Consider the following 20,258-nt stretch of genomic DNA (forward strand, 5'->3'; position numbering starts at 1 on the left):
CGGCCTATGGCGGGGGTGCGCAGGAGACCCGCGGTGACTCGATTTGTGACGTTCAGGCGCGGCGGTCAGCCGGGGCGGGTGGCGGTCAATGCCGAGCTCGTCACCGACGTCCGCTCGTCCGCCGGGCCCTTCACCGACATCTTCATGGGCGATCACCAGGTCACCGTCGATGGCACGTTCGACACTGTCCTGACGATGCTCGCCGGCGCGCGCGAAGGCGACGAAGCGCAGCAAGACTGGCTGAAACGGGCCTAGCCCGCGCGCGCTTGCGATGCCGTAGTCGCACGGCAAACATGCCTAACGGGACGTTAACGCACACCCCGTAACAAGGTTGATGGTTCGGCGCCCCCGCCGGACCGGCTTTCGGGGGTCCGTCGCCGCTCTGGTTCCAGGCGACGGGCCCCATCTTCTTTCAGCGAAAGCCCGGGAACCGCTCATGCGGCGCTTCAACGCAGGAATAAGCGTCGATCGACCGGATCAGCAATTGTTCGGACGGCCATCGGCGCAGTCGCCGACGGACTGGATGTCGCGGCCCGCGCCTTCGACCGTATTGCAGGCGGCCAGCACCAGCGTGCCCGTGGCCATCGCAATCATCAGCAGCTTCTTCATCTCGCATCTCCTAAACCCGAACGCGAAAACCGGCGCTCGCCTGTGAGTGCCGAATGCCCCCGACTGACCTTAAGTTCCGCGGCCGCTTCGAGGCCCTGGAGAAGGAGCTGCTCGGGATGGTGGCGGGGGAGGCATGGCGGCCCGGGCAAGAGCCCGGATCGGGCGGATGCCATGGTGTGGGGGATTACGGAGCTGATGCTGGGGAGGGAGCGGGCGGAGCCGCGGATCGTGGGGTTCTGATAGACCCTGAGCGGGATTTATCTTTGACAACCCAATGGTTGCTCCTATGCCTTTTCAGGCACGGTAGGAGTTTCCAATGGTGATCGTCTCATCCGGAAGTTCTTCTTTTCCCGAAGACAAAGTGATCGCCGCGATCAAGACTTGTTGGATAGCAGAAACGGCAAAGGGGACGCCAGAGAAACCCACTGCCGATAAGCCCGGTTCGATCATGGATCCACTTATAGAGATTGATTCTCATGGGGTGGTGCGGTGCTTCGTATCGATTGAAAAGGAGACCGGAATTGCCATTCCCGAGACGGAAGCGAAGGACACTGGTTACGACAGCTTGAACGATCTTATTGCCAACGTCGTGCCGCTCGCGAAGAAATACTTCGAAAAAAATCTCAAGAAGGATGCAGATGCCGATAGCGACGCTTGACGATCGCGTTTCCGTATCCTCTGCGTGGCGCAACGCTGTTGGCTACTTGAAACAGCAGCCGGGCCGGAAGTGCTATAATCTCGCGTACATGGTGACTCAGCCGGATGCATGGACGCAGGAAGACGCCTCAACGATTGCAGCATTCGATGAATTTGCGAAAGGCGCTGGGCGGCATCCGGTTACGACCGTCGCGAACACCATCTTCCCGCTCGCATGCTATCGGGTCCGTGGAGCAGACGGGGTTTTCGAGCACTATCCTGACGAGATTTATCCGCGGGTGAAGACTACGTGGGGAACTTATGCCGAGCGCATGCTTCGGCGCCGCGACGCTCAAGGCAATTTGCTGCGGCATCGCGACGGCCAACTGGTCAACCCACTGAAGTCTTTGACTGAAAAGCTGAGGCATAGAGTGGCGGCCGCGCGGGGCACGAAGACACACTACGAATTGCCGGTTTCAGACGAAGTTTTTGAAATCTCAACCTATGATCCTGTGCGAGACGCGCGATATCCCCGGGGAGGGCCGTGTCTCAGTCATCTTTCTTTCAAGCTAGACCCGTCCAACAATGTGCGCCTCACCGCATTTTATCGTTCGCACTTCTACCTCGATCGTGCGTTGGGCAACCTTGTGGGTCTCGGCCGCTTGCAGAGGTTTGTTGCGGATCAGGCGGAGTGCGATGTCGGACCTCTGACCTTGATCGCCTCGGAAGCGTGTGTGGAGTCCAGCCTGGGCACAGCGAAGGCCGCCGCTGTGAACGATTTTCTAGCGAAGCTGGGGATCTGAATCATCCCGAAGCCGGCATAACCTATCGACTCTATCGCTTGACTCGCTAGCAGATCAGAATGGCCAGCACCCCGATTCCTACGGAAGTTTTCGATACGTACTGGCGCTTTGCTGCGGAACGAATGTCCATTTATTACAAGCGTTTGGCCGACGCTTACGGTCCCTGGACTGACGATCCAATTCTGCAAACATATAGATTCACGAATGCCTATCGGGCAGCCGATCGAGTGAGTCAGTATCTTATCCGCGAGGTGCAATACCGCGAGGATCGGTCACAAGCGCCAGCCGAGCTGTTTTTCCGGACAATGCTCTTCAAGTTTTTCAATAAAATCGAAACATGGGAACTCATTGAACACGCCCTTGGCGGAGTGAGTTGGCAGGCGGCAAATCTGGAGCTTGTGTCTCGCGCGCTTCACGGCGCTTCTCAACGCGGCGCCCGAATATATAACGCCGCATATATCATGCCTTCGCCAAGTTTCGGATTCGCCCGAAAATACGATAACCACCTGGCTCTTTTACAGAAGATGATGGAGGGCAGTCTTCCCGCACGTTTACAGCGCGCAGGCAGCCTCCGAGAAGTATATCAACTTATCCTGGAATATCCCGGTCTCGGCCCATTCCTCGCATTTCAATATGCGATTGATCTCAATTACTCGTCATTGCTCAACTTCCAGGAGGATGACTTTGTCGTTGCCGGACCCGGCGCGCTTGATGGTATCTCAAAATGCTTTTTCGATATTCGAGGCCGATCCCCAGAAGACATCATATATTTGATGAGTGATCGCCAAGAGGCAGAGTTCCGTCGGCTGGGGCTTGATTTCCCTGGCCTATTTGGGCGCTCTCTCAAGCCGATTGATTGCCAAAATCTCTTTTGCGAGATCTCGAAATACGCTCGGGTAGCACATCCTCACGTGGCAGGCGCATCAGGACGCACGCGTATCAAGCAACAGTACCAGAAGAGGTCCGCGCCGCAGCGGGCGCCCTTCTTTCCCCCGCGGTGGAATTTGGACGTAACTAAAACTCGCGATGCGCCTCCGGTTCAAGGTCTATTAATTTAATCTATTTAAGCTTCTCTGCGCGCTGATCTACTATTGCTAACGCCGTGCAGGCGACGGCTGTTTCAGACATTGTTAGCGCAATTTTGAAGGTAATGACCGCACGATCCCACATGCGATCCTGCACGGCTGCCGATGATCTGAAGCTGAACCTATTCCCGTCTTTCAGCTTTATTTCTAGCATGGCTAGCGTTTCTCTTGAAGCATCGTGAAAACCGATCGATTCCAGAACGGACCGTTTTGCCGCGACCGTTGCTGCGATCCGAGGCATGCTGGAAGCATACCCGATCTCGGCTTCATTTAAAAAGGATCCTTTTTGCCTCAGATGCGTCGCTGAAAATCTCAAGTTGTGCAGATCCAATTCCTGATGAAACACCAGCAACATCCAGCTCAACGTCTTTTTCAAATGTTATTAAACGCTCGTTAAGGTCTAGGAAAACCGTTCCCTGTTGCTCTCGCCTTAGAGCATTAAATACCGCGTATCCTTCCAATATGCAATCAACCCATTCCCAATATTTGTTTTCCTGAACCTCTAACCCAATTATCTGGTCACGAATAGCTGTTAACAGCCCATGGTTTATATAGCTTTTATCAGAGTACAGCGGGAGATTTTGCGGCGAGAATTCCGGGTGACGTTCTCTGGCCAATCGTAAGCCCTCGCTGTGGATCAATTTGACCACAGCCTCTTCGGCAATCTGCGCCCGAGCACCATCCTCGACTTCGTCGATCTTCTTGTCGCTTTTGCGTTTCTTGGATAACAACGCTCGGAAAACGGGGGACCAGCCGAGTTTGGCGATGTTTGCTAAATGCAGAACATCGTGAAACCGATATCCGTCGTCATCATATGCGTTGTCGGTCAGATCATCTCCGAGTTGGCGGCCATGGAGATACATGCGGGAGCGCCCCGGGGCGACTCGAACGAATGAGATTTGAAACTGCCTCTCAAATTGCTCATTTGGAAATGCTTCATCGTGGAGCGGTGTGACGTGACCGCGACCCTTGCGATATGCGACTTTCAACATGTTTCCTTGGGCTGCGCTGCTAAGCGTAAGGCCGTAAAGGGAAGCAACCGCCGATAAATGCCACATCACTTCGCCAACCACGTCGGGAAGTGGACGGTCTGGCATCGTCTGGTTGATTGTTCGTTCGAGGTCAGGCAGCTTTCGGCGGAGTAGCTCCGCAGCGAGTTGCCAGAGAACCGCGAGGCAAACCTCAAGCAGGTCTTCCTCTTTGGTCCGCGCCGTAAGGAAAGCTAAGCTCTGATAGCTGTCAATGTCACTCTCAGCCGCTACGATAAACTGTTCTGAGTCCACCAAAAATTTCAAACGCTGATTGGTGTCAAGGGCTTGGTGGATGGACCTGGTGCGCTGGTCATCGGCTTGAAGACTCTTACGCAGGTTCTGCACGTCGAGCTCAAAAAGCCCAGCAGGCCCATTTGGGACACGTAGGTCGGCAAGAGCGAAACAATACCAGAGCGCGTCACCTAGCTCCAGCCTTATGGCATCATTCGGTACGTTCCATTGCGTACTCCGTTCATCCCACCGAAGCTTTCGTTTGATAGCCGCGACTAGAGCACCGATTTCACTGGCGAGACCGTAAAGATATACGTCTTCGCGGTCATTCTCCAACATGGAGATGGATTGATCCGACTCGCGGACGAATTGTTGAAAGTCGGATATCTGCATCGCCGCACTCTCAAAAAAAGAGAGGGAGGTTTGAGCGCTCGCGCCCGCTTGTCAACCTATACGTGGAAGGAACAGGTCGGCACTATGAAGGGGAAATTACCTGGTCTTATTGGTCCAAAAACGACCGCATCTTCCGCGACCGGCTCGGATGCTTGAGCTTCCTCAGCGCCTTGGCCTCGATCTGCCTGATCCGCTCGCGCGTCACCGAGAACTGCTGCCCGACTTCCTCCAGCGTGTGATCGGTGTTCATGCCGATGCCGAAGCGCATGCGGAGCACGCGCTCCTCGCGGGGCGTGAGCGACGCCAGCACGCGGGTGACGGTTTCCTTGAGGTTGGCCTGGATCGCGGCATCGACCGGAATCACCGCGTTCTTGTCCTCGATGAAGTCGCCGAGGTGGCTGTCCTCCTCGTCGCCGATCGGCGTTTCGAGGCTGATCGGCTCCTTGGCGATCTTCATCACCTTGCGGACCTTCTCCAGCGGCATGGAGAGCCGCTCGGCGAGGTCTTCGGGGGTCGCCTCGCGGCCGAATTCGTGGAGGAACTGGCGGCCGGTGCGGACCAATTTGTTGATCGTCTCGATCATGTGGACGGGGATGCGGATCGTCCTTGCCTGGTCGGCGATGCTGCGGGTGATCGCCTGCCGGATCCACCAGGTCGCGTAGGTCGAGAATTTGTAGCCGCGGCGATATTCGAACTTATCGACCGCCTTCATCAGGCCGATATTGCCCTCCTGGATCAGGTCCAGGAACTGCAGCCCGCGATTGGTGTATTTCTTGGCGATCGAGATGACGAGGCGCAGGTTCGCCTCGACCATCTCCTTCTTGGCGATCCGCGCCTCGCGCTCGCCCTTCTGGACCTGGTTGACGATCCGGCGGAACTCGCCGAGCGACATGCCGGTCGCCAAGGCGATGTCGGCGATCTCGGTGCGGATGCGCTCGATCGCGGCCGCTTCCTGCGCGCAGAAGGCGGCGAACTTCTTGTCGATGGTGCAGACCCGCTCGGCCCAGCCCTCGTCCAGCTCGTGGCCCATATAGGCGTCGAGGAAGGCGCGGCGCGGCACCTTGTGGCGTTCGGCGAGGCGCAGCATCTGGCCGCCCAGCGCGGTCAGCCGGCGGTTGTAGCTGTAGAGCTGGTCGACGAGATATTCGATCTTCTGCTGGTGGAACTGGACGCTCTCCACCTCGGCGGTCAGCTGCTCGCGCAGCTTGTGATATTTCTTCTCGTCATTGGCGGCGAAATCGGCGCCGACGCCCATCGCTTCCATCCGCGAAGCCTGGAGCTTGCCGAACCTCTTGTAGAGCGAGGTGATGCTGGCGAACTTCTCCAGCGCCTGGGGCTTCAGCGTCTCTTCCATCTGGGCGAGGCTGAGCGTGTTGTCCTCGTCCTCCTCCTCGACCGGGCGCGGCGTGCGCCGCTCGATCAGATTCTCCTCGTCCTCGTCCTCGGACGTGGCGGGCGGGGCCTCCTCGACCTCTTCTTCTTCCTTGAAGCTCGGGCCGGCGACCGATTCGCTGATCGTGCCGTCCTCGGTCTCGTTCTCGACGCTGGCGACCTGCTCGGCGGTCGGGCCCTTGGAGAGCATCGCCTCGAGGTCGAGGATTTCCCTGAGCTGCATGACGCCGTGATTCAGCAGCGTCGACCAGTCGATGATCGCGTTGAAGGTGATCGGGCTTTCGCACAGGCCCCAGATCATCGTGTCGCGGCCGGCCTCGATGCGCTTGGCGATCGCGATCTCGCCCTCGCGGGAGAGCAATTCGACCGCGCCCATCTCTCTGAGGTACATGCGGACTGGGTCGTCGGTGCGGTCGACGGTCTCCTTCTTCTTCTCGACGATGAAGGTCTCGCCGGCGCCGTCGACCTCCTCGACGCCGTCGTCCTGCTCCTTCTCCTCCTCGTCGCCCTCCTCGGACTCGACGATGTTGACGCCCATCTCGGAGAGCGCCGACGTAATATCCTCGATCTGGTCGGTGGACATGTCGCCCACCACCTCGTTGAGCTCGTCATAGGTGATCACGCCGCGCTTCTTGGCGCGGGCGATCAGCTTCTTGATATTCGCTTCGTTGAGGTCGATCAGCGGCGCGTCGCCGCCTTCCTGCTTGTCCTCGACCTCAGCCGCGTTCGTCTTCGCCATCCTCAAGCCTTATGTCCTCTCGAAGGGGCTTAGTCCGCGCCGCCCTCGAACAATGTCGCCAATTTCCGGTCCGCCTCTTGCCGGGCGAAAATCAAATCCCTCTGCTCGTCCAGCGCGCGCTGGTCGTCACCCAGTTTCGCCCGCGCCGTCGCCGCCGCCAAAGCCGCCTCCAGCCCCGGCCGCGCCGCCAACGCCTCGATCGCAAGAACGAGATCGCGCCGGGCGCGTTCCGGCTCGGCGTTCCGGCGCGTGAAGGAAAAGGCAAGCGCGCGCTTCAAACGCGCCGGCTCATTCAGAGCCGCCGCGCTTCGTGCCGCCAATATGGCATTGAGGGCGTCGCAATCAAGCATTGGGTGAGAGAGGGCGCTCTCGACCAGGATATCCCGGAGGCGGGCAGCGTCGCGATCGGGCAAAGGGAGGCGATCGATCGCCTCGACATGGTCGGCGATCAGGTCCGGGAAGCGGCAAAGGCCGGCGAGGACGGCGCGGCCCAGTTCGCCGTCGATGCCGGTGCGGCCGAGCGACTTCGCCTCGGGCGAGAGCGGGCGCTGGGGCGCGAAGGGGCGGCGCGGCGTGAAGCCCTGGCGCGGGGGGCCGGCGAGGGCGGCGAAGCGATCGAGCAGGGCAGCGCGATACTGGTCGCGGGTGTCGGGATCGGTGATCGCCGAGACATGATCGAGCAGACGGCGGCGCAGGCCCGCGCGCTGCTCCGGCGTGGCGAGCGATTCCGCGTCGCGCTCGTGGCGCCAGAGGCGGTCGACCAGCGGCTCCGGGCTCTCCAACAGTGCCTCCAGCGCCTCACGGCCGCGGGAGCGGACGAGGTCGTCCGGATCCTGGCCGGCGGGGAGGGTGACGAAGGTCAGCGAGCGGCCGGGGCCCACGCCGGGAAGGGCGCGCAATGCGGCGCGGACTGCGGCCTTCTGCCCCGCCGCGTCGCCGTCGAGGCAGAAGATCGGCGCGGGCGAGAGCCGCCAGAGCAGACCCAGTTGCGCCTCTGTGACGGCGGTGCCGAGCGGCGCGACCGCCTCGCCGATGCCGGCCTGAGCGAGCGCGATGGCGTCCATCTGGCCCTCGACGACGATCACCCGGTTCGCCGCGCGGCTCGCCGGGGCGGCCAGATCATAGTTGAACAGGGCGCGGCCCTTGTCGAACAAAGGCGTGTCGGGGGAATTGAGATATTTGGGCTCGCCGGGGCCTAGGATGCGGGCGGAGAAGGCGATCACCCGGCCGCGCGGGTCGCGGATCGGGAAGGTGAGGCGGCCGCGGAAGCGGTCATAGGGCTCGCGCTCGCCTTCGTCCGGCTGGATGATCAGGCCGGCCTCGATCAGCTTGTCGTTGCCGAAGCGGGCGAGCGCGGTCTTGAGCTTGCCCCGGCTGTCCGGGGCGAAGCCGAAGCCGAAGCGCTCGAGGGTCGCCGCATCGATGCCGCGTGCCTTGAGATAGTCGCGTGCCGCCGCGCCCTCGATGCCGTTCAATTGCTCGACGAACCAGGCCTGGGCGGCGGCCGTCACCTCGTAAAGGCCGGCGGCGCGCTCCGACCTCGCCTGGGCGCGCGGATCAGGGACGGGAACCTCCATGCCGGCGGCGTCGGCCAGCTCCTTCACCGCGTCCATGAAGGCGAGACCCTTGGCGTCGGTCAGCCAGCGGATCGCATCGCCATGCGCCTGGCAGCCGAAGCAGTGATAGAAGCCCTTCTCGTCATTGACGTAGAAGCTCGGCGTCTTCTCGCTGTGGAAGGGGCAGCAGGCCTTATATTCGCGGCCGGCCTTGGTGAGCTTCAGCGAGCGGGCGATCAGCGAGGACAGATGCGTCCGCGCGCGCAGCTCGTCGAGGAAGGCGGGAGAGAGGGTCATTGTTCTCCCCTCCCGCACGCGGGAGGGGTTGGGGGTGGGCAAGCCAAGAGCTCGCTCTCGATCCGCGAAATCACGCCTTCGATATTCTCCAACACGTCGTTGTTCCAGAAACGAATCAGCTTGAAACCCATGCCCTCGATATAGGCGGTTCGATCGCGATCGCGGCCCTCGTTTTCGTCGTGCTGGCCGCCATCGACTTCAATGACGAGGCGGGCCGAGCGGCTGACGAAGTCGCAAATGAAGGGGCCGATCGGAATCTGGCGGCTGAATTTCGTGCCGGCGACCCGGCGACGGCTGAGATGGATCCAGAGCTTGCGCTCGGCAGGCGTGGCGGTGTTGCGGAGGCGTTGGGCGTTTCGGGTGGGGCGTTTTCGGAATTCCAGCATGCCCACCCCTCGATCCCCTCCCGCCTGCGGGAGGGGAGGCTTATGCGTTCAATCTCGCCTTCACCGCCCCGCTGGCCTTGCCCATGTCGACCTGGCCGGCGTGGCGTTCCTTCACCAGGGCCATGACGCGGCCCATGTCCTTGACCGAGGACGCGCCGGTCTCGGCGACGATCGCGTCGATCGCGGCGCCCAGCTCCGCGTCGCTCATCTGGGCGGGGAGGAAGGATTCGATCACGGCGACCTCGGCCGCCTCCGCCGCGGCCAGCTCGGCGCGATTGCCTTTCTCGTACATCTCGATCGATTCGCGGCGTTGCTTGACCATTTTCTGCAGCACCTCGGTGACCAGCACATCGTCCTCGGGTGGATTTGGCGAGCCGCGCAGCTCGATGTCGCGATTCTTGAGCGCGGCCTGGATCAGGCGGATCGCGTCGCGGCGCGCGGTGTCGCCCCCCTTCATGGCGTCGACCAAAGACTGCTTGATGGTGTCGCGAATCATGCTGCTGCCGGTTCAAAAGCGGAAACCGTCACCCTAGTGGGTCACGCAGGCCGGTAACAGATTGACGAGGCCCCATCCGGTCCTTAGCGGCTGGGTCTTAGCGACATCGCGAAACCTTCTTGCTGGAGCGCCCACCATCATGGCCGACGCCACCAACACGCCTGCGCCTCAGGGTGCGACCGGCGTATTGGTCCTGGCGGACGGCAGCGTGATCTGGGGGCGGGGATTCGGTGCGGAAGGCGCGGCGGTGGGCGAGGTCTGCTTCAACACCGCGATGACCGGCTATCAGGAGATCATGACCGATCCCAGCTACGCGCGGCAGATCGTCACCTTCACCTTCCCGCATATCGGCAATGTCGGCGCCAACCATGAAGATCTAGAGGCGGACAATCCGCATGCGCTCGGCTGCCTGGTGCGGGAGGATGTGACCGGGCCGAGCAATTTCAGGGCGGCGCAGGGGTTCGCCGAATGGATGAAAGCGAACGGGCGGATCGGGCTTTCGGGCGTCGATACGCGGGCGCTGACCCGGAAGATCCGAATGGCGGGGGCGCCCAACGGCGTGATCGCGCACCATGCGGACGGGATTTTCGATATCGACGTGTTGCTGGCCGAGGCGCGGGCCTGGCCGGGGCTGGAGGGGATGGACCTCGCCAGGGAGGTGTCGTGCCGGCAGATGATGCGCTGGTCGGGCGGGCTGTGGCGCTTAGGTTCGGGTTATGAGGAGCGGGGCGGGGACGCGACGCTGCCGCATGTCGTCGCGATCGATTACGGCGCCAAGCGCAACATCTATCGCAACCTCGCCGCGGCGGGGGCGCGGGTGACGGTGCTGCCTGCCAATTCGACCTTCGACGAGGCGATGGCGCACGATCCGGACGGTTTCTTCCTCTCCAACGGCCCGGGCGATCCGGCGGCGACGGGGGTCTATGCGGTGCCGGTGATCCAAAGGATGCTGGAGAGCGGCAAGCCCCTGTTCGGCATCTGCCTGGGCCACCAGCTGCTCGGCCTAGCGGTCGGCGCGAAGACGGCGAAGATGCACCAGGGCCATCGCGGCGCGAACCATCCGGTGAAGCGGCTCAGCGACGGCCGGGTCGAGATCACCAGCATGAACCACGGCTTCGCGGTCGAGGGGGCGAGCCTCCCCGCCAATGCCCGCGAGAGCCATGTCAGCCTGTTCGACGGCAGCAATTGCGGCATCGAGCTGACCGACCGCCCGGCCTTCAGCGTGCAATATCACCCCGAGGCGAGCCCGGGGCCGCAGGACAGCACTTATCTGTTCGGGAAGTTTGTGGGGATGCTCGGATGAAACGAGCAATCGCTTTCAGCCTGTTGGTGATGCTTCTTGGTTGCGCGCAGACGAGTTCGACCGAAGCGTTCGCTGAGGCAAAAGATGGAAATGGCGTGGGTTCAGACCACAGAGCGAGGCTGACGCAAATAGTCACTGAGTGTGGATTGCCGAGCCGTTCGCTCACTTTGAATGACCGCAACGAGGTGCTTTTTGCGCCGCCTCCCGACGCATCATACGAAAGCGTCGATTGTGTGCTGCGTAGGCTCACGCGGAGCGACGTGCGAAATATGGGCTTTGTAGGCAACGAACGTGTGACGCAGAATGCCCAAGCGCACTGACATCTCCTCCATCTTCATCGTCGGCGCCGGCCTTGCTCCCTCTCCCCGGCGGGGAGAGGGTTGGGGTGAGGGGGTTCTGAGTCGGAGAATATTCTCCCACGTCGTTCCCCCTCACCCTGCCCTCTCCCCCACGGGGAGAGGGGGTTTGGGTGGTTCATTCGGGGCGGTTTCTGGCGATCAGGAGTTCCCGGCGGATGGCTTCGAGGACGCTGTCGGTGTCTGCGAGGACATCGTGGTTCCAGAAGCGGATGACGCGGTAGCCGAGCAGCTCGATCACGCGGGTTCGGGGGGCATCGGCTTCGGGGGTGTGCTGGCCGCCGTCGAGTTCGATTGCCAGCTTTGCGTCGCGGCAGGCGAAGTCGGCGACGTGCGGGCCGATCTGGAACTGGCTGACGAACTTGGCGCCTTCCAGCTCGCGGGCGCGGAGGCGGGACCAGAGGCGGGCTTCGGCTTCGGTGCGGTTCGCCCGGAGCTTGCGGGCGACGGGCGTGAGCTTCTTTTTTCCCAACGCAGGACCCCCTCACCCCAGCCCTCTCCCCGCCGGGGAGAGGGGGCTTTAGCGGATTGCGGCTCGAATGCCTAAGCGCACCGACATCTCCTCCATCCTCATCGTCGGCGCTGGCCCGATCGTCATCGGGCAGGCAGCGGAGTTCGATTATTCGGGCAGCCAGGCGGTGAAGGCGCTGAAGGAGGAGGGCTATCGCGTCATCGTCGTCAATTCGAACCCGGCGACGATCATGACCGATCCGGAAACCGCCGACGCGACCTATGTCGAGCCGATTACTCCTGCGTACGTGGCGAAGATCATCGAAAAGGAGCGGCCGGACGCGATCCTGCCGACGATGGGCGGGCAGACGGCGCTCAACACCGCGCTGGCGCTGTTCAAGGACGGCACGCTGGAAAAGTTCGGCGTGACGATGATCGGCGCCGACGCGGAGGCGATCGAGAAAGCGGAGGACCGGCTCAAGTTCCGCGACGCGATGGACCGGCTCGGGCTGGAAAGCCCGCGCTCGGCGATCGCGCACAGCCTGGACGACGCCTTGACGTCGCTTGACGCGATCGGGCTGCCGGCGATCATCCGGCCGAGCTTCACCCTGGGCGGCACCGGGGGCGGCATCGCCTATAACCGCGAGGAGTTCGAGGAGATCGTGCGCGGCGGGCTCGACGCCTCGCCGACCACCGAGGTGCTGATCGAGGAATCGGTGCTGGGGTGGAAGGAATATGAGATGGAGGTCGTCCGGGACCGGAACGACAACGCCATCATCATCTGCTCGATCGAGAATGTCGATCCGATGGGCGTCCATACGGGCGACAGCATCACCGTCGCCCCGGCGCTGACGCTGACCGACAAGGAATATCAGATCATGCGCAACGCGAGCATCGCTTGCCTGCGCGAAATCGGTGTCGAAACAGGCGGTTCCAACGTCCAGTTCGCGGTGAATCCGAAGGACGGGCGGCTGGTGGTGATCGAGATGAACCCGCGCGTGTCGCGGTCATCCGCCCTTGCTTCGAAGGCGACCGGTTTCCCGATCGCCAAGGTCGCGGCGAAGCTGGCGGTGGGTTACACGCTGGACGAGATCCAGAATGACATCACCGGGGTGACACCGGCCAGCTTCGAGCCGACGATCGACTATGTCGTCACCAAAATCCCGCGCTTCGCGTTCGAGAAGTTCAAGGACAGCAAGGCGATCCTCTCGACTGCGATGAAGTCCGTCGGCGAGGTGATGGCGATCGGCCGCAACTTCCATGAGAGCCTGCAAAAGGCGCTGCGTGGGCTCGAGACCGGGCTGATCGGGCTCGACGGCTACAAGCCGCTCTACGGCGCCAGCCGCGACGAGATCGAGGCGGCGCTGGGCACGCCGACGCCGGACCGGCTGCTGGTCGCCGCGCAGGCGCTGCGCGAGGGCTTTACCGTCGAGGAAATCCATCAGCTCACCCGCTACGACCCCTGGTTCCTGGAGCGGATCGCCGAGATCGTCGCGGAGGAAAATAAGCTGTGCGAGACCGGCATTCCCGGCGACGCGGAAGGGCTCAGGCGGCTGAAGGCGATGGGCTTTTCCGACCGGCGGCTGGCGGAGCTCAACTTGAGGTCGGTCCACCTGACCGGCGGCGCGGTGAAGGCGCGGGCGCGGATGCACGGGCTGATCCACGACGCGCTCAAGGGCATGATCGGCGCGACCAATGAGGACGAGGTAAGAGCGCTGCGCCACAAATTGGGCGTCAGGCCGGTGTTCAAGCGGATCGACACCTGCGCGGCCGAGTTCGAGGCGAAGACGCCTTACATGTACTCGACCTATGAGGCGCCGAGCTTCGGCGAACCCGAGAATGAGGCAGCGCCGAGCGACCGCAAGAAGGTGGTGATCCTGGGCGGCGGGCCGAACCGGATCGGGCAGGGGATCGAGTTCGACTATTGCTGCGTCCACGCCGCTTATGCGCTGAAGGAGGCGGGGTATGAGACGATCATGGTCAACTGCAACCCGGAGACGGTGAGCACCGATTATGACACGTCCGACCGGCTCTATTTCGAGCCGCTGACACCCGAGGATGTGCTGGAGATTCTCCATGTCGAGGCGTCGAACGGGACGCTGCACGGGGTGATCGTCCAGTTCGGCGGGCAGACGCCGCTGAAGCTCGCCGCGGCGCTGGAGAAAGCGGGCATTCCGATCCTCGGCACGCCGCCCGACGCGATCGACCTGGCCGAGGACCGGGAGCGGTTCGCGGCTTTGGTCGAGAGATTGGGCCTGAGGCAGCCGCGCAACGGCGTGGCGCGCAGCCGCGACGAGGCGCTGATGGTCGCCGAGCGGATCGGCTATCCGGTGCTGACCCGGCCGAGCTACGTGCTCGGCGGGCGGGCGATGGAGATCGTCGACGGGCCGGCCCAGCTCGAGGACTATATCCATACTGCGGTCCAGGTCAGCGGCGACAGCCCGGTGCTGATCGACCAGTATCTGCGCGACGCGATCGAGGTCGATGTCGATGCGATCTGCGACGGGACGGACGTGGTCGTCGCGGGTGTGATGCAGCATATCGAGGAGGCGGGGGTTCATTCGGGCGACAGCGCCTGCTCGCTGCCGCCCTACAGCCTGGGCGCGGAGATCGTCGCCGAGATCGAGCGGCAGACGGACGTGCTCGCCCGGGCGCTGGGCGTGATCGGGCTGATGAACGTCCAGTTCGCGGTCAAGGGCGGGCTGGTCTATCTGATCGAGGTCAATCCGCGCGCCAGCCGGACGGTGCCCTTCGTCGCCAAGGCGATCGGCGCGCCGGTGGCGAAGATCGCGGCGCGGGTGATGGCGGGCGAGAAGCTGGCGGACCTGCCGTCGCTCAAGCGGACGATCGGCCATGTCGCGGTCAAGGAGGCGGTGTTTCCCTTCGCGCGCTTCCCCGGGGTCGATCCGGTCTTGTCGCCGGAGATGAAGTCGACCGGAGAAGTCATGGGAATCGCGAGCGATTTCCCGGAAGCGTTCCTGAAGTCGCAACAGGGCGGGGGGATCGAATTGCCGGACGGCGGGACGATCTTCGTCTCGGTCAAGGACAGCGACAAGCCGGCGATCCTGGAGCCGGTCAGGCAGCTGCTTGAGCTGGGCTTCAAGGCGGTCGCGACCGGCGGCACCGCCGATTATCTGCAGGCGCAGGGCCTCGACGTCGGCCGGGTCAACAAAGTGGCGCAGGGACGGCCGCATATCGTCGACAAGATCAAGGACGGCGAGATCGGAATCGTCTTCAACACCACCGAGGGTTGGCAGAGCCACAAGGATTCCGCTTCGATCCGCGCCTCGGCGGTGCAGCAGCACGTGCCCTATTTCACCACCGCGGCGTCGAGCATAGCGGTGGCGCGGGCGATCGCGGTCGCGAGGGAGCGCGGCCTTGAAGTGCGGTCGCTGCAGGACTATTATTCCGGTTCCGACGGATAGTCCCCGAAACAATCGATCCATCGGGCGACCCTGGTAAAGGGGCGCGAAGAAGAGTTTTTGACGAAAGGCACGGACGCAAGATGGCAACGGTCGACAAGATGCCGATGCTGGCCGAGGGCTACGAGAAGCTGCAGAACGACGTGCGCCACCTGAAGATGGTGGAACGGCCGGCGATCATCGACGCGATCGAGGAGGCGCGCGGCCATGGCGACCTTAGCGAGAACGCCGAATATCATGCCGCCAAGGAGCGGCAGGGCCATGTCGAGACGCAGATCGCCGACATCGAGGACCGGCTGAGCCGGGCCCAGGTCATCGATCCATCGACTCTGTCGGGCAACAAGGTGGTGTTCGGCGCGACCGTCACCTTGCTCGACGAGAATGACAAGAAGATCAAATATCAGATCGTCGGCGAGACCGAGGCGGACGCCAAGATCGGCCGGATCAGCTATGCCTCGCCGCTCGGCCGGGCGCTGATCGGCCGCGCCAAGGGCGAGGAGGTCGAGTTCGCCGCCCCGTCCGGCGACAAATATTACGAGGTCAAGAAGATCGAGTTCATCTAGGCCCATCGCAATGCGCGTGCCGCAAGGCTGGGCGCAGGCCCGCTTCACCCTCTTCATCACGCTCGCGACGGCGGCGATCTATGTCGTGCTCGCCGCGATCGGCTGGGACGAGCAGGCAGTGATCTGGGGCGGCTTCATTCCGGCGCGGCTGGCGTTTGGCGGCGACGAGATGCTGGCGCCGTTTTGGATCACGCCGCTCACCGCCGCCTTCCTCCACGCCAATCTGCTCCATTTGTTCTTCAACCTGCTGATCCTCGTCTTCTGCGGCCGGCCGACCGAGGCGGTGGTGGGCGCGCCGGGGATGGCGATCTTGTACCTGCTCGGCGCTTTTGCTGCGGCGGCGGCGCAATATGCCGCCGGGCCGCTGTCGCCTGTGCCGATGATCGGCGCCAGCGGGGCGATCTCGGCGGTGCTCGGCGCCTATGCGATCCTGTTCGGGCGCAACAAGGTGAAGGTGGCCAGCCCGCGCCTCGCCATGCTGCTCAATGCTTTGTGGCTGATGGCCGCCTGGGTGGTGCTGCAGCTGATTGTCGGGATTACTTTCGCCGGCGCCGGGATCGGGGTTGCCGTGGCGGCCCATATCGGCGGGTTCGCTGTCGGGCTGGCGCTCGCCAACCCGTTGCTGCTGTTCCGCTATCGGAAGGCCTGAAAGGCCCACCCCTCAATCCCCTCCCGCAGGCGGGAGGGGAGGAGGTCAGGCCGTCTCGCCTTCCGGTTCCAGGAGCCGGTGGAGGTGGACGACGACATATTTCATCTCGGCATCGTCGACGGTGCGCTGGGCCTTGCCGCGCCAGGCGTCCACCGCGCTCGCATAATCGGGATAGACGCCGACGATCTCGATCGTGTCGAGCTCGAAGTCGAGGCCGCGCGGGTCCTTGACCCGGCCGCCGAACACAAGGTGCAATTTGCTCATGCGTCGCGCCTAGAAAGGACGAGCGGGAACGGCAAGCGCTCCCGTCTACTCCTTCACCCCGACCGCCTCAGCCACGGCGCGGCCGACCTTGCTGCCAAGCTCGCCGGAAAGATCCTGGGCGCGCTCGCGGCCGGCGTCGATGCCCTTCTGCGCCGCCTCGCGCGCCGCGCCGGCGAGCTTGCGCCCCGTCGGGCCGAGCAGTCGGTCCTCGCGCTCGGTGCGGGGCAGCAGAAAAGCGAGCAAGGCGCCGACGGCGAGGCCGCCAACGACCGCGCCGACCGGGTAGATGGAAAGCTGGTCCGTCACCTGGCGCGCGGTGTCGCGCGACCGCTCGCGCGCCGTCTCATAGGCCGAGAGGGTGCGCTCGCGCGCCGCTTCGAGCGCCGCTGCCGCGCGGCCGCGCTCCGCCGTCTCGTTATCATTATCCTGCCGGGGGGCCATTCACTTGCTCCTTCGAGTCCGTTTGGAGGCGGGTTGCGTATCCAACGCCGCCGCTTCCTCTTCGCTCCCTGCCTCGTCGCCGCCGCCTGAAATGAGCTTGCCCGCGGCACGCTTCAAGGGGCGGCGGGCGAGGAACAAGGCGATCGCGCCGAGAGCGAGCGACACCATGCCGGGCCGCTGCTTGACCTGATCGACCGCGTCGCCGGCCAGATTGGCGCTCTTCTCCTTGACCCCGTCCCACGCCTCGCCGGCGAGGTTGGCTGGGCGGAGGCGGTCCTGCGTCTCGGCGAGCGTCGTCTCGAAGCGCGCGCGCGTCAGGCGGACAGCGCGCTGGGCCTGCTCGATCTCGGCGAGGCTCATGGCTCGCCCTTCCCGCGGGCGATGGCGGCGCGCTCCGCATCGTCCCGGCCGAGGCCCTTGACCCCGGCCCAGCCATAATGGGCGAGCAGGTAGCCGGCGATCGCCATCGGCGCGCCGACGGCGAGGCCGGCGAACAATGGGCCGATGGTGAGCGACAAGGCGATCATCGCGCCGATCGTCAGCGCGCTCATCGCCGCGATCAGCAGGAACCAGCCGATCGCCAGCATGACGACCGCGGTGCGGGCGCGCTCGGCGCGATGCTCGGCGATGGCGCGGTAAAGCTCAAACTCGGCCTCGGCATAGGCGCGGCCGTCAGCGACGAGCCGGCCGACGAGATCGCCGATCGACTCGTCGTCGCCCTGTTCCGTCGGCCCCGCCCCGTCCAAGCGCTAGTCCTCGTCGCGGGGGCGGCCGACGCGGGAAACGTCGTCCAGACCGGTGCGCAGCAGGCGGACGAGCGCGAAGCCGGCGACCGCCGCGATGCCGATCGCGACGACCGGGCTCTTGCGGACGAACTCCTTCGCGTCGTCGACGAAATCGTCGACATTCTTCTCGCGCACCCGGCCGGCGAGATTGGAGACGGCGCCGGCGGCGCGATGGGCATATTCGCCATATTGCTCGCCTAAGCGGGTATCGACGGAGCGGGCGGCGTCGGTCAGCACCCCGCCGAGCTCCTCGAGCAGGCCGCTCGCCTTGCCCTTGCCGTCATCGGCATAAGCGCGGATCTTCTCGCCCGCCTGGTCGCGCAGGGTGGCGATCTGGTCGCGGGCCTGGGTGACGAGGCGGTCGGTCGTCTCGCGCGCGCCGCCATTGCTGGCGCGGGCGACGAAGCCGCCCGAGCCTTCATTGCCTTCGGCGCTTGCGCCGGCGACGATCTGGTCGGTGCCTTCGGGAAGTTCGGGTTCGCGAGGGGGCATTTCACTTACTCCGGGTTGGACATTCGCTTGCCTCGACAACCCCTATGGCGGGCTTCGCGTTCCTTGCGCCGCCAACGGCCTGTCGATAATCGGCCTTCAACCCGCATATAGGCCGGGCGCCCCCGTTCGATAAGAGGCCGTAACGACATGACCGCGATCGTCCATCTTCACGCCCGGCAGATTCTCGACAGCCGCGGCAACCCGACGGTCGAGGTCGAGGCGAGCCTGGAGGATGGCGGCTTCGGCCGGGCGGCGGTGCCCTCGGGCGCATCGACCGGCGCGCACGAGGCGGTCGAGAAGAGGGACGGGGACAAGAGCCGCTGGCTCGGCAAGGGCGTCACGCAGGCGGTCGCGGCGGTGAACGGCGAGATCGCCGACGCCTTGCTCGGCATGGACGCCGAGGACCAGGCGGGGATCGACGCGGCGATGATCGCGCTGGACGGGACGGCGAACAAGTCGCGGCTCGGCGCCAATGCGATCCTCGGCGCCAGCCTCGCGGTCGCCAAGGCGGCGGCGGATTCGCGGGGCTTGCCCCTCTACCGCTATGTCGGCGGCGTTTCGGCCGACCTGCTGCCGGTGCCGATGATGAACATCCTGAACGGCGGCGCGCACGCGGACAACCCGATCGACTTCCAGGAATTCATGGTGATGCCGGTCGGGGCGGCGAGCTTTTCGGAGGCGCTGCGCTGCGGGGCGGAGATTTTCCACACGCTGAAGAAGGGGCTGCACGATGCGGGGCTGGCGACCGCGGTCGGCGACGAGGGTGGCTTCGCGCCCAATCTTGCCTCGGCCCGCGACGCGCTCGACTTCATCATGCGCTCGGTCGAGCAGGCGGGCTACACGCCCGGCGACGACGTCGTGCTGGCGCTCGATTGCGCCGCCACCGAGTTCTTCAAGGACAGCGCCTACCGTATGGAAGGCGAGGGGCGGACGCTCTCGCCCGACGAGATGGCCGGTTATCTCGCCGAGCTGGCGCGCGCCTATCCGATCCGCTCGATCGAGGACGGCATGGCCGAGGACGATCTCGACGGCTGGAAGGCGCTGACCGAGCGGGTCGGCGGCGAAGTCCAGCTTGTCGGTGACGACCTGTTCGTCACCAATCCCGAGCGACTGCGCATGGGGATCGACAATGGCCTCGCCAACTCCATCCTGATCAAGGTCAACCAGATCGGCACGCTTTCCGAGACCCTGGAAACGGTCGGGATCGCGCACAGGGCCGGCTACACTTCGGTGATGTCGCACCGTTCCGGCGAGACCGAGGATGCGACGATCGCCGACCTCGCCGTCGCCTGCCGGACGGGGCAGATCAAGACCGGCAGCCTCGCCCGCTCCGACCGGCTGGCGAAATACAACCAGCTGTTGAGAATCGAGGAGGAGCTGGGCGACACGGCGCGCTATGCCGGGCGGGACGTGTTCGGCCCGACTCGCTGATCGATCGGTTCGCCGCTTTTCTGTGCATTTAGGATCAAAGGGCTTGATTCCGTGAGGAATCCCTGATTCTGTGACCGTCCGATGACGATGCGTCGTTCCCCGTTCGCCCTGATCAAGCGCGTGGCGTTGCCGGCCGTCGGACTGCTGATCGTCGCCAACTTCCTTGGCTATGCTTTGGTGGGCACGAACGGCGCGCTCGCCTGGGGCGATTATCGCCGCGCCAAGCAGGAGCGGAGCGTCGAGCTCGCCCGACTCGAGGCGGAGCGGGTGCGGCTGCAGCATCGCGCCCAATTGCTCGATCCGCGCCGTGCCGATCCCGATCTCGCCGACGAGCTGATTCGCCGTGAGCTCGGCCTGGTGCGGCCCGACGAGATCATCATCGACATGGACCGCGCCCCGGGCGCGACCGAGGCCCAGCCCGCGGCGGCGCGTCCGGAGCGACGCTAGC

The 20,258-nt window shown here is 64.0% G+C and carries 23 protein-coding genes; 10 read left to right on the forward strand and 13 right to left on the reverse strand.

Annotation, left to right across the window (positions count from 1 at the left end; translation table 11 throughout):
- Window positions 1-33 precede the first annotated feature (33 nt).
- Entirely contained in the window at window positions 34-255 is a 222-nt protein-coding gene (locus ACT4N3_RS02300; RefSeq protein ID WP_444853590.1) for a hypothetical protein, read from the forward strand.
- Between the two features lie 222 nt (window positions 256-477).
- Here the strand turns inward: ACT4N3_RS02300 and ACT4N3_RS02305 are convergent, their stop codons facing one another.
- Window positions 478-609, reverse strand: a complete 132-nt coding sequence (locus ACT4N3_RS02305; RefSeq protein WP_444853591.1) for an entericidin A/B family lipoprotein — start codon at window positions 607-609, stop codon at window positions 478-480.
- Window positions 610-925: 316 nt separating this feature from the next.
- Between ACT4N3_RS02305 and ACT4N3_RS02310 the strand changes: the two genes are divergently transcribed.
- The 3 genes from ACT4N3_RS02310 to ACT4N3_RS02320 are packed head-to-tail and all read left to right on the forward strand — an operon-like array spanning window position 926 to window position 3,106.
- Window positions 926-1,267 (forward strand): acyl carrier protein, encoded by a 342-nt coding sequence (locus tag ACT4N3_RS02310; RefSeq protein ID WP_444853592.1) that lies wholly within the window; start codon window positions 926-928, stop codon window positions 1,265-1,267.
- Entirely contained in the window at window positions 1,242-2,048 is an 807-nt protein-coding gene (locus ACT4N3_RS02315; RefSeq protein ID WP_444853593.1) for a hypothetical protein, read from the forward strand. The genes ACT4N3_RS02310 and ACT4N3_RS02315 overlap by 26 nt, the downstream gene beginning before the upstream one ends.
- A 59-nt stretch (window positions 2,049-2,107) precedes the next feature.
- Window positions 2,108-3,106: a nucleotide kinase domain-containing protein gene (locus ACT4N3_RS02320; RefSeq protein ID WP_444853594.1), complete on the forward strand. Its 999-nt coding sequence runs from the start codon at window positions 2,108-2,110 to the stop codon at window positions 3,104-3,106.
- A gap of 1 nt (window position 3,107) precedes the next feature.
- Here ACT4N3_RS02320 and ACT4N3_RS02325 read toward each other — a convergent pair whose 3' ends face one another.
- The 6 genes from ACT4N3_RS02325 to ACT4N3_RS02350 form a co-directional block, all read right to left on the reverse strand.
- Complete coding sequence (locus tag ACT4N3_RS02325; RefSeq protein WP_444853624.1) at window positions 3,108-3,488, reverse strand: hypothetical protein; 381 nt, start codon at window positions 3,486-3,488, stop codon at window positions 3,108-3,110.
- Window positions 3,400-4,788 (reverse strand): hypothetical protein, encoded by a 1,389-nt coding sequence (locus tag ACT4N3_RS02330; protein ID WP_444853595.1) that lies wholly within the window; start codon window positions 4,786-4,788, stop codon window positions 3,400-3,402. The genes ACT4N3_RS02325 and ACT4N3_RS02330 overlap by 89 nt, the downstream gene beginning before the upstream one ends.
- Window positions 4,789-4,894: 106 nt before the next feature.
- On the reverse strand, window positions 4,895-6,919 hold the full coding sequence (gene rpoD, locus ACT4N3_RS02335; RefSeq protein WP_444853596.1) for an RNA polymerase sigma factor RpoD: 2,025 nt from the start codon (window positions 6,917-6,919) through the stop codon (window positions 4,895-4,897).
- Between the two features lie 29 nt (window positions 6,920-6,948).
- Window positions 6,949-8,772: a DNA primase gene (gene dnaG / locus ACT4N3_RS02340; RefSeq protein ID WP_444853597.1), complete on the reverse strand. Its 1,824-nt coding sequence runs from the start codon at window positions 8,770-8,772 to the stop codon at window positions 6,949-6,951.
- Window positions 8,769-9,158, reverse strand: a complete 390-nt coding sequence (locus ACT4N3_RS02345) for an endonuclease domain-containing protein (RefSeq protein WP_444853623.1) — start codon at window positions 9,156-9,158, stop codon at window positions 8,769-8,771. Before ACT4N3_RS02345 ends, dnaG begins: the two co-directional genes overlap by 4 nt.
- Before the next feature lie 40 nt (window positions 9,159-9,198).
- Window positions 9,199-9,654 (reverse strand): GatB/YqeY domain-containing protein, encoded by a 456-nt coding sequence (locus ACT4N3_RS02350; protein WP_444853598.1) that lies wholly within the window; start codon window positions 9,652-9,654, stop codon window positions 9,199-9,201.
- Between the two features lie 139 nt (window positions 9,655-9,793).
- On the opposite strand from ACT4N3_RS02350, the gene carA reads away from it, so the two are divergent.
- The gene (carA, locus tag ACT4N3_RS02355) at window positions 9,794-10,957 is read left to right on the forward strand and encodes a glutamine-hydrolyzing carbamoyl-phosphate synthase small subunit (protein ID WP_444853599.1); all 1,164 of its coding nucleotides are present in this window, start codon (window positions 9,794-9,796) and stop codon (window positions 10,955-10,957) included.
- Between the two features lie 474 nt (window positions 10,958-11,431).
- Here the strand turns inward: carA and ACT4N3_RS02360 are convergent, their stop codons facing one another.
- A complete protein-coding gene (locus ACT4N3_RS02360; protein WP_444853600.1) occupies window positions 11,432-11,785 on the reverse strand; it encodes an endonuclease domain-containing protein in 354 nt (117 codons plus the stop codon).
- 67 nt (window positions 11,786-11,852) lie between these two features.
- Here ACT4N3_RS02360 and carB point away from each other — a divergent pair, with 67 nt between their 5' ends.
- From carB to ACT4N3_RS02375, 3 genes are all read left to right on the forward strand, one after another.
- The gene (gene carB / locus ACT4N3_RS02365) at window positions 11,853-15,188 is read left to right on the forward strand and encodes a carbamoyl-phosphate synthase large subunit (RefSeq protein WP_444853601.1); all 3,336 of its coding nucleotides are present in this window, start codon (window positions 11,853-11,855) and stop codon (window positions 15,186-15,188) included.
- A gap of 80 nt (window positions 15,189-15,268) precedes the next feature.
- Window positions 15,269-15,748 carry a transcription elongation factor GreA gene (greA, locus tag ACT4N3_RS02370; RefSeq protein ID WP_444853602.1) on the forward strand — a complete coding sequence of 160 codons (480 nt, stop codon included), beginning with the start codon at window positions 15,269-15,271 and terminating at the stop codon, window positions 15,746-15,748.
- Window positions 15,749-15,758: 10 nt separating this feature from the next.
- A complete protein-coding gene (locus ACT4N3_RS02375; protein ID WP_444853603.1) occupies window positions 15,759-16,397 on the forward strand; it encodes a rhomboid family intramembrane serine protease in 639 nt (212 codons plus the stop codon).
- Between the two features lie 45 nt (window positions 16,398-16,442).
- Here the strand turns inward: ACT4N3_RS02375 and ACT4N3_RS02380 are convergent, their stop codons facing one another.
- From ACT4N3_RS02380 to ACT4N3_RS02400, 5 genes are read right to left on the reverse strand one after another with little or no spacing between them, the layout of a single operon-like run.
- Window positions 16,443-16,661 carry a DUF4170 domain-containing protein gene (locus ACT4N3_RS02380; protein WP_444853604.1) on the reverse strand — a complete coding sequence of 73 codons (219 nt, stop codon included), beginning with the start codon at window positions 16,659-16,661 and terminating at the stop codon, window positions 16,443-16,445.
- A gap of 45 nt (window positions 16,662-16,706) precedes the next feature.
- Window positions 16,707-17,102 carry a hypothetical protein gene (locus ACT4N3_RS02385; RefSeq protein WP_444853605.1) on the reverse strand — a complete coding sequence of 132 codons (396 nt, stop codon included), beginning with the start codon at window positions 17,100-17,102 and terminating at the stop codon, window positions 16,707-16,709.
- On the reverse strand, window positions 17,103-17,462 hold the full coding sequence (locus ACT4N3_RS02390; RefSeq protein ID WP_444853606.1) for a DUF3618 domain-containing protein: 360 nt from the start codon (window positions 17,460-17,462) through the stop codon (window positions 17,103-17,105). It abuts the gene before it with no gap.
- A complete protein-coding gene (locus ACT4N3_RS02395; RefSeq protein ID WP_444853607.1) occupies window positions 17,459-17,848 on the reverse strand; it encodes a phage holin family protein in 390 nt (129 codons plus the stop codon). The genes ACT4N3_RS02390 and ACT4N3_RS02395 overlap by 4 nt, the downstream gene beginning before the upstream one ends.
- Window positions 17,849-17,851: 3 nt before the next feature.
- Window positions 17,852-18,379 carry a hypothetical protein gene (locus ACT4N3_RS02400; protein WP_444853608.1) on the reverse strand — a complete coding sequence of 176 codons (528 nt, stop codon included), beginning with the start codon at window positions 18,377-18,379 and terminating at the stop codon, window positions 17,852-17,854.
- 147 nt (window positions 18,380-18,526) lie between these two features.
- On the opposite strand from ACT4N3_RS02400, the gene eno reads away from it, so the two are divergent.
- Window positions 18,527-19,810, forward strand: a complete 1,284-nt coding sequence (gene eno / locus ACT4N3_RS02405) for a phosphopyruvate hydratase (RefSeq protein ID WP_444853609.1) — start codon at window positions 18,527-18,529, stop codon at window positions 19,808-19,810.
- Window positions 19,811-19,897: 87 nt separating this feature from the next.
- A complete protein-coding gene (locus ACT4N3_RS02410) occupies window positions 19,898-20,257 on the forward strand; it encodes an FtsB family cell division protein (RefSeq protein ID WP_444853610.1) in 360 nt (119 codons plus the stop codon).
- Window position 20,258: the final 1 nt, after the last annotated feature.

This window comes from Sphingosinicella sp., from assembly GCF_052388015.1.
Taxonomy (GTDB): Bacteria; Pseudomonadota; Alphaproteobacteria; order Sphingomonadales; family Sphingomonadaceae; genus Allosphingosinicella.